This window comes from Streptomyces sp. SM10, assembly GCF_002910915.1.
Lineage (GTDB): Bacteria > Actinomycetota > Actinomycetes > Streptomycetales > Streptomycetaceae > Streptomyces.
In genome coordinates, this window is record NZ_NEUF01000180.1 from 38355 (window position 1) to 48518 (window position 10164).

The following is a 10164-nucleotide window of genomic DNA, read 5'->3' on the forward strand; positions in this document are numbered from 1 at the left end:
GGAAAAGCGCTGCTCAGGCGTCAATCGTGCGCGGCTTGTGGGCCGGCCGGGCCGCCTCATAAGTCGCAATGTCCGCTTCGTTCTGAAGAGTGAGGCTGATGTCGTCCAGCCCGTTCAGCAGCCGCCAGCGGGCGTTCTCGTCGAGCTCGAAGTCGGCCGTGATGCCCTCCGCGAGGACCTGGCGCCTCTCGAGGTCGACGGTGACCTCGGCCGTCGGGTCGGCCTCGGTGAGCTCCCAGAGGCTGTCGACGACCTTCTGGTCCAGGACGACGGTCAACAGACCGTTCTTCAGGGAGTTGCCGCGGAAGATGTCGGCGAACCGGGAGGAGATGACGGCCTTGAAGCCGAAGTTCTGCAGGGCCCAGACCGCGTGCTCACGCGAGGAACCCGTACCGAAGTCGGGCCCGGCGACCAGAACCGAGGCGCCCTTGCGCTCGGGGCGGTTGAGGACGAAGTTCTCGTCCTTGCGCCAGGCCTCGAAGAGCCCGTCCTCGAAACCGTCGCGGGTGACCTTCTTCAGCCAGTGGGCGGGGATGATCTGGTCGGTGTCCACGTTGCTGCGGCGCAGCGGGACGGCCCGGCCGGTGTGTGCGGTGAATGCTTCCATGGCTCTCAGACTCCGGCAGGCGTGCGGTCGTCGGACAGATCGGCGGGCGAGGCCAGGTGGCCCAGCACGGCGGTGGCGGCGGCGACCTGCGGGGAGACCAGGTGAGTGCGGCCGCCCTTGCCCTGCCGGCCCTCGAAGTTGCGGTTCGAGGTGGAGGCGGAGCGCTCGCCGGGGGCCAGCTGGTCGGGGTTCATGCCGAGGCACATCGAGCACCCCGCGTGCCGCCATTCGGCGCCGGCGGCGGTGAAGACCTTGTCCAGGCCCTCCTCGACCGCCTGGAGGGCGACCCGGACGGAGCCCGGGACGACCAGCATCCGTACACCGTCGGCGACTTTGCGGCCGTCCATGATCGAGGCCGCGTTGCGCAGGTCCTCGATGCGTCCGTTGGTGCAGGAACCTACGAACACCGTGTCCACGTTGATCTCGCGCAGCGGCTGGCCGGCGGTCAACCCCATGTACTCCAGGGCCTTTTCGGCGGCGTAGCGCTCCGAGGCGTCCTCGTACGAAGAGGGGTCGGGGACGTTCGCCGACAGGGGTGCGCCCTGGCCGGGGTTGGTGCCCCAGGTGACGAACGGAGCCAGCGAGGCGCCGTCGATGACGACCTCGGCGTCGAATACGGCGTCGTCGTCGGTGCGCAGCGTCTTCCAGTACTCCACCGCGGCGTCCCACTCCTCGCCCCGGGGCGCGTGGTCACGGCCCCGGAGGTAGGCGAAGGTGGTCTCGTCGGGGGCGATCATGCCCGCACGGGCGCCGGCCTCGATCGACATGTTGCAGATGGTCATCCGGGCCTCCATCGAGAGCTTCTCGATGGCGGAGCCGCGGTACTCCAGGATGTAGCCCTGTCCGCCGCCGGTGCCGATCCGGGCGATGATGGCCAGGATGAGGTCCTTGGCGGTGACGCTGTCGGGGAGTTCGCCCTCGACGGTGATCGCCATGGTCCGGGGGCGGGCCAGGGGCAGCGTCTGGGTGGCCAGGACGTGCTCGACCTGGCTGGTGCCGATACCGAAGGCCAGCGCTCCGAACGCGCCGTGCGTGGAGGTGTGCGAGTCGCCGCAGACGACCGTGGTGCCGGGCTGGGTCAGTCCCAGCTGCGGGCCGACCACGTGCACGACACCCTGCTCGACGTCACCCAGCGGGTGCAGCCGGACGCCGAACTCCGCGCAGTTCTTGCGCAGGGTCTCCAACTGGGCGCGGGAGACCGGGTCCGCGATCGGCTTGTCGATGTCGAGGGTCGGGGTGTTGTGGTCCTCGGTGGCGATGGTGAGGTCGAGACGCCGCACCGGCCGGCCGGCCTGGCGCAGGCCGTCGAACGCCTGCGGGCTGGTCACCTCGTGCAGCAGGTGCAGATCGATGAAGAGGAGGTCGGGCTCACCATCGGCGCGCCGGACGACGTGGTCGTCCCAGACCTTCTCCGCGAGTGTCCTACCCATCGCTTTCCCTCCGACCGGCGTCTTCGCCGGCCCAACTAGAGATTCGGGTGCCGCCGTCCGGACCCCCGAGCGGGGCGGTGGCTGCGGGCCGTTGTACGGCTGCCTCTACAGGTTCGCAACTTCCGGGGAAAATTGAACTTGCGTTTCACAGAGTGAGACGCGAGTATCGTCGTATGGACAACTCTAGCGGCGTCGGCGTTCTCGACAAGGCAGCTCTGGTATTGAGCGCCCTGGAGTCCGGTCCGGCCACCCTCGCCGGGCTGGTCGCGGCGACAGGGCTCGCACGACCCACGGCACACAGACTCGCCGTGGCACTCGAACACCACCGCATGGTGGCGAGGGACATGCAGGGCCGTTTCATTCTCGGCCCCCGGCTCGCGGAGCTCGCGGCAGCGGCCGGCGAGGACCGCCTCCTGGCGACGGCCGGACCCGTACTCACACATCTGCGCGACATCACCGGCGAGAGCGCGCAGCTCTACCGCCGGCAGGGCGACATGCGGATCTGCGTGGCGGCGGCGGAGCGCCTGTCCGGACTGCGGGACACCGTGCCGGTCGGCTCCACGCTCACGATGAAGGCGGGCTCCTCCGCCCAGATCCTGATGGCCTGGGAGGAGCCGGAGCGCCTGCACCGGGGCCTGCAGGGCGCCCGCTTCACGGCCACGGCCCTCTCCGGTGTACGGCGGCGGGGCTGGGCCCAGTCGATCGGCGAGCGCGAGCCCGGCGTGGCCTCGGTCTCGGCGCCGGTGCGCGGGCCGTCGAACCGGGTGGTCGCCGCGGTCTCCGTCTCCGGCCCGATCGAGCGGCTCACCCGCCACCCGGGCAGGATGCACGCGCAGGCCATCATCGACTCGGCCGCACGACTGAGCGAGGCACTGCGTCGCACGGGCTGAATCCCCTCACCTCACCCTCTCCTGGCCGCCCCAGCGTCGTGGCGGCCCAAGTCACGCGTCACGCACCCGAGATGGGCTCTCACCCGCACTCAACTCCGGCGGGAGCGCTCGTCGCGCGTACACGCAGAAGGCCCCTCACCGAAGTGAAGGGCCTTTCCGTACCGCTGTGTTGTACCCCCGACCGGATTCGAACCGGCGCTACTGCCGTGAGAGGGCAGCGTGCTAGGCCGCTACACAACGGGGGCTTGTTACTTCGGTCTTGCGCTGGGCTACCAGGACTCGAACCTAGAATGACGGTACCAGAAACCGTAGTGTTGCCAATTACACCATAGCCCATGGTGTGACAAGTACCCCCGACCGGATTCGAACCGGCGCTACTGCCGTGAGAGGGCAGCGTGCTAGGCCGCTACACAACGGGGGCCCTGGCGATCCTCACCCGACGTCAGTCGGATGATTTCACCGCAGGAACGTGGGTGCGACCCGAATGTTCATGCGGGATGGATCTGTACCCCCGACCGGATTCGAACCGGCGCTACTGCCGTGAGAGGGCAGCGTGCTAGGCCGCTACACAACGGGGGCTTGTTACTTCGGTCTTGCGCTGGGCTACCAGGACTCGAACCTAGAATGACGGTACCAGAAACCGTAGTGTTGCCAATTACACCATAGCCCACTGAAACGCAACCCCTGGGGGTTCTGTTTCTGTCTGCGCTTCCCGGCCGGATCTTTCGGCCCGCTCCGGTGGCGCAGGAAGAACATTACCTGAAGGTGTCCGGCGCTCCAAAACGGGTATTGCCTGCCAGCAAGCCGGGAAGCTCGTCGAGGCCGGTGATCCGCACGAGCTCGGGGCGTCCGCCCTGTCCTTCCCTGTCCAGCCAGATCCCGGTGAGCCCGGCGGCCACCGCGCCGGCAGCATCGATGTCGGGCTCGTTCCCCACGTACGCCACCTCGTGCGGGTCGAGCTCCAGTGCCTGGCAGGCCGCGTGGAAGGCGCCCGCCTCCGGCTTGGAGATCCCCAGTTCGGCGGCGCACACCACCGCCTCGAAGCGGTCACGGACGCCGAGGGCGCGCAGCTTGCGGTCCTGGTGGTGGACGGTCGAGTTCGACAGGACGGCGTGCCGGAAGCTCCCTGCCAGCCGGTCGAGGACCGGGACGGTGTCGGGGAACAGGGCCCAGGAGGCCTCGTAGTGGCCCGCGTGCCGTCCGAACCAGCCGTCGGCCTCCACGTCGCTCAGCCACCGCCCCAGAAAGGCCCGGACGCGCTCCCTGCGCTGCTGCTGGAAGTCGAGCTCCCCCGCGGCGAAACGTGCCCACTGCACGTCCGTGACGGCCTTCCAGACGTCGAGCGCGTGCTCCGGGGACCTGTACGCCGCGGGCAGCCCCTCGATCTCCAGGTGCTTGCGCATCCCGGCGCGGTCGGCGCCGGAGTAGTCGAAGATCGTGTCGTCGATGTCCCAGAGCACCGCGCGGATCGTCATGGGGGCGAACCTACCTCCCGGGCCGCTCCCACGGGGTGGCCCCGGACCGCGAACGCCGGAGGCCGGGCTCCCCACAGGGAGCCCGGCCTCCGGCGTCACGCGTACGACCCGTTACGCGGCGAGCTTCGCCAGCGCCGCGTCGATGCGGGCGATCGTCCTGTCACGGCCCAGGATCTCCAGCGACTCGAAGAGCGGCAGGCCGACCGTGCGGCCCGTGACGGCGACGCGGACCGGGGCCTGCGCCTTGCCGAGCTTCAGACCGTGCTTCTCGCCGGCGGTGAGGACGGCGTTCTTCAGCGCCTCGGCGTTCCACTCGGCGGCGGTCAGTTCGGCGCGGGCCGTGACGAGCAGGGCGTCGGAGCCCTCCTTCATCGCCTTCGCCCAGGACGCCTCGTCGTGGACCGGCTCGTCCAGGAAGAGGAAGTCGACGTTGGCCGTGATGTCCGAGAGAACCGTCACACGGGTCTGGGCGTGGGGCGCGATCTCGGCGAACTGCTCCGCGTCGAAGGCCTCGGGCGCCCAGGGGGCGAACGGCGCCTTCAGCCAGGGGCCGCAGGCCTCGGTGAAGGTCTTCACGTCGAGCATCCGCAGGTGCTCGGCGTTGATGTGCTCGGCCTTCTTCAGGTCGAAGCGTGCCGGGTTGGCGTTGACGTCGGCGATGTCGAACGCCGCGACCAACTCGTCCCGGCCGAAGATGTCGCGGTCCTCGGCGATCGACCAGCCGAGCAGCGACAGGTAGTTGAGCAGCCCCTCGGGCAGGAAGCCGCGCTCACGGTAGAGGTTGAGCGAGGCCTGCGGGTCACGCTTGGAGAGCTTCTTGTTGCCCTCCCCCATGACGTAAGGGAGGTGGCCGAAGGCCGGGGTGTCCTTGGCGATGCCCAGCTCGATGAGCGCCCGGTAGAGGGCGATCTGGCGCGGGGTGGAGGAGAGCAGGTCCTCGCCGCGCAGGACGTGGGTGATCTCCATCAGCGCGTCGTCGACGGGGTTGACGAGCGTGTAGAGGGGAGCACCGTTGGCGCGGACGATGCCGTAGTCCGGCACGTTCTCGGGCTGGACCGTGATGTCGCCGCGGACCAGGTCGGTGAAGGTGATCGCCTCGTCGGGCATCCGGAAGCGGACGATCGCGGTACGGCCCTCGGCCTCGTACGCGGTCTTCTGCTCGGCGCTCAGGTCGCGGCAGTGGCCGTCGTAGCCCGAGGGCTTGCCGGCGGCGCGAGCCGCGTCGCGACGGGTGTCGAGCTCCTCGGTGGTGCAGTAGCAGTGATACGCGTGGCCCGCGGCCAGGAGCTTCTCCGCGACGTCCCTGTAGAGGTCCATGCGCTGCGACTGGCGGTACGGGGCGTGCGGGCCGCCGACCTCGGGGCCCTCGTCCCAGTCCAGGCCGAGCCAGCGCATCGAGTCCAGCAGCTGGCCGTAGGACTCCTCGGAGTCCCGGGCCGCGTCGGTGTCCTCGATACGGAAGACCAGCGTGCCCTGGTGGTGTCGGGCGAAGGCCCAGTTGAAGAGGGCGGTACGGACCAGGCCCACGTGGGGGTTGCCGGTCGGGGAGGGACAGAAACGTACACGTACAGGTGCGACTGGTGCGTTAACCACGCTTGATCACCTTGTTGGTGAGAGTGCCGATGCCTTCGATGGTGACGGCGACCTCGTCGCCGACGTGCAGGGGGCCGACCCCTGCGGGGGTCCCGGTGAGGATCACGTCGCCCGGGAGCAGGGTCATCGCTTCCGTGATGTGGACGACCAGGTCCTCGACGGAGCGGATCATGTCGCTCGTGCGGCCGAGTTGTCGCTGCTCGCCGTTGACCGTGGCCTGGATCGCCAGGTCACCGGGGTCGACGTCCGTCTCCACCCAGGGTCCGAGGGGGCAGGAGGTGTCGAACCCCTTCGCCCGGGCCCACTGGCTCTCGCGCCGCTGGACGTCGCGCGCGGTGACGTCGTTGGCGCAGGTGTAGCCGAAGACGACGTCCTTGACGCGCTCGCGCGGGACCTCGCGGCACATGCGGCCGATCACCACGGCCAGCTCGGCCTCGTGGTGCAGTTCCTCGGAGAAGGAGGGGTACTCGATGGAGTCGCCGGCACCGATCACCGAGGTGGTCGGCTTGAAGAAGGCGACGGGCACATCCGGGACCTCGTTGCCCATCTCGGCGGCGTGCTCGGCGTAGTTGCGGCCGATGGCCACGACCTTGTTGGGGAGCACAGGCGGCAGCAGCCGGACCTTCTTCAGCGGGACCTTGGTCCCGGAGAGTTCGAAGTCGGTGTACGGGATGCCCTTGATGATGTCGAGGACGAGGCTGTCGGGGCTGTCGCCCTCGACCGCGCCGAAGGCGACATTGCCGTCGATGGAGAACCTGGCGATGCGCACGGGATGCTGTCGCCCCTCACTTACTGGCTGGCTGAAGACTGACGCTCCAGGCTATCGCCTCTCGCCCGGCGAGGTCCGCCCCATTCCGGAGCGCCGCCCCGTGCCTGTGGCCGCATCACGGCGGAAAGCCCGGGCGGCCGGTACTGCCGGGGCTGCCGGGGCTTTCGGCACCGCCGGGAGCGGCCTGCCGGGTGTCGCGACGTGGCGGGCTCCCGTCGGCGAGGAGCCGACGTGCGCGAGAAGCGAGAAAAAAGAGGACAGCCTCGCGCGGGGCGCCGGGCAGGCGGCGGCTACTGCGCCGTCGCGACCGGGGCGTCCATGAGGATGGTGCGGCGGGGGTTGGCCGTCTGGGTGGGCAGATCGACGGCGTGCTCCCGCTGCTCCGGCGTCTGCAGCGCTTCGGCGTCCGCGAGGTGCGCCAGCGTCGTGCGCCGGGGGTTGGCGATGTTGCGGAAAATCATCGTCGTCTTCATCTGCCGTATGGACCCTTGTCGCTGGGGCGCTGCCCGGAGGTACGCCGGTTGTCGGATTCGCTATCCCTGTAAAGCGTCAGGCTAAACATCCGATTCCCGGACGTGGCCGGGATGAGACGGCGATCATCATGTGAGTTTGCTCACGAAGTTGCGGACAAAAGGCCCATTCCAGACAGTTGATCGCGGGATGCAAAACCGACAATACGTCACTGAACCCGGCATTCCGCTCCCGATCATGGCGACTGGGACACCCGCCACACCTGGAGGGCGCACCCATAATTGCCCGGTTTGACCCTGAACACGCTCCACACCTTGTTACTCACCCATCACACCGTGTCATCCAGGTCACAGCCCGGTACGCGGGCCTTGTTGGAGATCCTCCACTGTGCTGGAATTCCACGCACCGCCGCGGGTTTCAGGCCCAGTGCGCAGGGGCGCAACGCAGCGCCGAGTGGCGGCGGGAGGGGGAAGTACGCCGGTCATTCACGACCACCATGGGGCGCGTCCAGCGCCCCACGACGCCGACACCGTCCCGTCGCGCCACGCGCGGAGGGACGCCTGGTCCAGAGGTTGCGACGCTAGTGCAGGGACGTTTCAAGAGGGATGGCATGGGGTCGCCCCAGCCCCGCCAGGGCCGAGGGGAAACTCCGGCGGATCAGGAGCCGCGCGGCGGGAACGACCGCGGTTCCTCGCCCCAGCACGCCCAGAACCCCGGTGCGGCCGGTGACGGCGGCGACCGCGCGCAGCGCTCCGGCACGACGAGCACCGGCGGTCCGGACGTCGTGGCGCCCCCCGGTCAGACCGGCCCCACCACCGCCGGCTCGCGCATAGCCCTGCGCAACTGGCGCATCAGCACCCGTCTGGTCTCCCTGCTCGCTCTCCCCGTGGTCGCGGCGACCACCCTGGGCGGGCTGCGGATCAACGAGTCCATGAACGACATGGACCAGCTGGAGCACATGCAGCTGCTGACCAGGATGACCAAGCAGGCGACCGCGCTCGCCAACGCGCTCCAGGAGGAGCGCGACAAGTCGGCAGGCCCGCTGTCCAACGGCGTGAAGGCCACCGACTACAAGGTCACGCAGCCCCGGGAGCGCACCGACCGCGCCAAGGACGCCTTCTTCGAGGCGACCGACGAGATAGGCAACACCCCCGGCGACGCGGCCCTGGACAGCATCCACGCGAGTGTCAGCCAGATCGGCATCCAGCTGGGCAACATCACCAGCATCCGCAAGGACGCCTACGCCGGCAACAGCCCCAGTCTCAACACGGTCGACCAGTACAGCCAGCTGATCACCTCGCTGCTGAGCCTGTCCCAGGACATGGCGCAGGCCACCAGCAACCCGGAAATGATCAAGCGCACCCGTGCGCTGGCCGCCTTCTCCTCCTCCAAGGAGTACGCCTCCGTCGAGCGCGCGATCATCGCCGCGGCGCTGCCGGGCGGTGACAGCAACAAGACCCACCTGAACGACAACGACCAGGCGTTCGGCCGCAACGCGCTGGGCAAGGCGAGCACGACCCTCAAGACCTTCGAGACGACCTACGAGTCCACCGGCAAGAGCTCCGCCGAACTGCTGGCGCCGCTGGACAACGGGAATCCCGAGATCACCGCCGCCGACATGTACGCGAAGAAGGTGCTCGACAGCCCCCTGGGCATGGAGGGCAGCGGCAAGACCCGTACGTACATGGACTGGTACGACCAGAGCTCCAACAAGATCCAGGCCATGAAGACCATCGAGGAGACGCTCCTCGGTGAGATGGAGAGCAAGGCCCGCGAGCTCCGTGAGGAGTCGCAGCGCGACGCGATCCTCAACGGTGCGGTCATCCTGATCGTCCTCGGCGTGTCACTGGTCGGCGCCTTCGTGGTGGCGCGGTCCATGATCCGCTCGCTGCGGCGGCTGCAGGACACCGCGACCCGGGTCGCCCAGGACCGGCTGCCCGAGCTCGTCAAGCAGCTCTCCGAGACGGACCCGCAGGACGTCGACACCTCCGTCGAGTCGGTCGGTGTGCACTCCCGGGACGAGATCGGCCAGGTGGCCGCGGCCTTCGACGACGTGCACCGCGAGGCGGTCCGTCTGGCCGCCGAGCAGGCGCTGCTGCGAGGCAACGTCAACGCGATGTTCACCAACCTCTCGCGGCGCAGCCAGGGCCTCATCCAGAGGCAGCTCTCCCTCATCTCCGAGCTGGAGTCCCGCGAGGCCGACCCGGACCAGCTCTCCTCGCTGTTCAAGCTCGACCACCTCGCGACCCGTATGCGCCGTAACGGCGAGAACCTCCTCGTCCTCGCGGGCGAAGAGCCGGGCCGCCGGTGGACCCGCCCCGTGCCGCTGGTCGACGTGCTCCGTGCCGCCGCCTCCGAGGTGGAGCAGTACGAGCGCATCGAACTGGCCGCGGTCCCGGCCACCGAGGTCGCCGGCCGCGTGGTCAACGACCTCGTGCACCTCCTCGCCGAGCTGCTGGAGAACGCCACGTCGTTCTCCTCGCCACAGACGAAGGTCCGGGTCACCGGTCACGCGCTGCCCGACGGCCGCGTGCTCGTCGAGATCCACGACACCGGTATCGGCCTCTCCCCCGAGGACCTGGCCGCGATCAACGAGCGGCTCGCCTCGCCGCCCACCGTGGACGTCTCGGTGTCCCGGCGCATGGGTCTGTTCGTGGTCGGCCGGCTGTCCCTGCGTCACGGCATCCGCATCCAGCTGCGCCCTTCGGACTCCGGCGGCACGACCGCGCTGGTCATGCTGCCCATGGAGGTCGCGCACGGCGGCAGGCAGCCTGCCAAGCCCGGCCAGCAGGGCACGGGCCAGCAGGGCGGCGCCCCGGGTGGTCTCCTCGCCGGCGGCGCTCCCGCCGCCGCGGGTGGCCAGCGTCCCGGACTCGCCGGTCCCGCCGCCGCTCCCGCCAAGGGGCTGGGATCGAGCGCTCCGCGCGGG

At 69.4% G+C, this 10164-nt stretch carries 8 protein-coding genes and 5 tRNA genes; 2 read left to right on the forward strand and 11 right to left on the reverse strand.

Translation table 11 applies throughout. From position 1 onward, the window contains the following. Positions 1-13: 13 nt before the first annotated feature. Together leuD and leuC are read right to left on the reverse strand one after the other, a co-directional pair. Positions 14-607: a 3-isopropylmalate dehydratase small subunit gene (leuD, locus tag B9S57_RS30245; protein ID WP_103760360.1), complete on the reverse strand. Its 594-nt coding sequence runs from the start codon at positions 605-607 to the stop codon at positions 14-16. A gap of 5 nt (positions 608-612) precedes the next feature. Further along, a complete protein-coding gene (gene leuC / locus B9S57_RS30250; protein ID WP_103760361.1) occupies positions 613-2037 on the reverse strand; it encodes a 3-isopropylmalate dehydratase large subunit in 1425 nt (474 codons plus the stop codon). A gap of 173 nt (positions 2038-2210) precedes the next feature. Here leuC and ndgR point away from each other — a divergent pair, with 173 nt between their 5' ends. Further along, complete coding sequence (gene ndgR / locus B9S57_RS30255) at positions 2211-2927, forward strand: IclR family transcriptional regulator NdgR (protein ID WP_033303994.1); 717 nt, start codon at positions 2211-2213, stop codon at positions 2925-2927. A 172-nt stretch (positions 2928-3099) separates the two neighbouring features. Here ndgR and B9S57_RS30260 read toward each other — a convergent pair. The 9 genes from B9S57_RS30260 to B9S57_RS30300 all read right to left on the reverse strand — a co-directional run bounded on the left by B9S57_RS30260 (position 3100) and on the right by B9S57_RS30300 (position 7237). Then, positions 3100-3172 (reverse strand) — tRNA-Glu (locus tag B9S57_RS30260). Between the two features lie 19 nt (positions 3173-3191). Beyond that, positions 3192-3263: transfer RNA gene (locus B9S57_RS30265), tRNA-Gln, on the reverse strand. 12 nt (positions 3264-3275) lie between these two features. After that, a tRNA-Glu gene (locus B9S57_RS30270) sits at positions 3276-3348 on the reverse strand. A gap of 85 nt (positions 3349-3433) precedes the next feature. Beyond that, positions 3434-3506, reverse strand: a tRNA-Glu gene (locus tag B9S57_RS30275). Between the two features lie 19 nt (positions 3507-3525). Next, positions 3526-3597 (reverse strand) — tRNA-Gln (locus tag B9S57_RS30280). A gap of 85 nt (positions 3598-3682) precedes the next feature. Then, positions 3683-4402, reverse strand: a complete 720-nt coding sequence (locus B9S57_RS30285; protein ID WP_103760362.1) for an HAD family hydrolase — start codon at positions 4400-4402, stop codon at positions 3683-3685. Between the two features lie 111 nt (positions 4403-4513). Next, the gene (gene gltX / locus B9S57_RS30290; protein ID WP_103760363.1) at positions 4514-5995 is read right to left on the reverse strand and encodes a glutamate--tRNA ligase; all 1482 of its coding nucleotides are present in this window, start codon (positions 5993-5995) and stop codon (positions 4514-4516) included. After that, positions 5988-6764, reverse strand: a complete 777-nt coding sequence (locus B9S57_RS30295; RefSeq protein ID WP_103760364.1) for a fumarylacetoacetate hydrolase family protein — start codon at positions 6762-6764, stop codon at positions 5988-5990. Before B9S57_RS30295 ends, gltX begins: the two co-directional genes overlap by 8 nt. 290 nt (positions 6765-7054) lie before the next feature. Further along, the gene (locus B9S57_RS30300; RefSeq protein ID WP_103760365.1) at positions 7055-7237 is read right to left on the reverse strand and encodes a hypothetical protein; all 183 of its coding nucleotides are present in this window, start codon (positions 7235-7237) and stop codon (positions 7055-7057) included. 608 nt (positions 7238-7845) lie between these two features. Between B9S57_RS30300 and B9S57_RS30305 the strand changes: the two genes are divergently transcribed. Beyond that, a partial coding sequence (locus tag B9S57_RS30305) for a nitrate- and nitrite sensing domain-containing protein (protein WP_146057828.1) occupies positions 7846-10164 on the forward strand: 2319 nt, incomplete at its 3' end.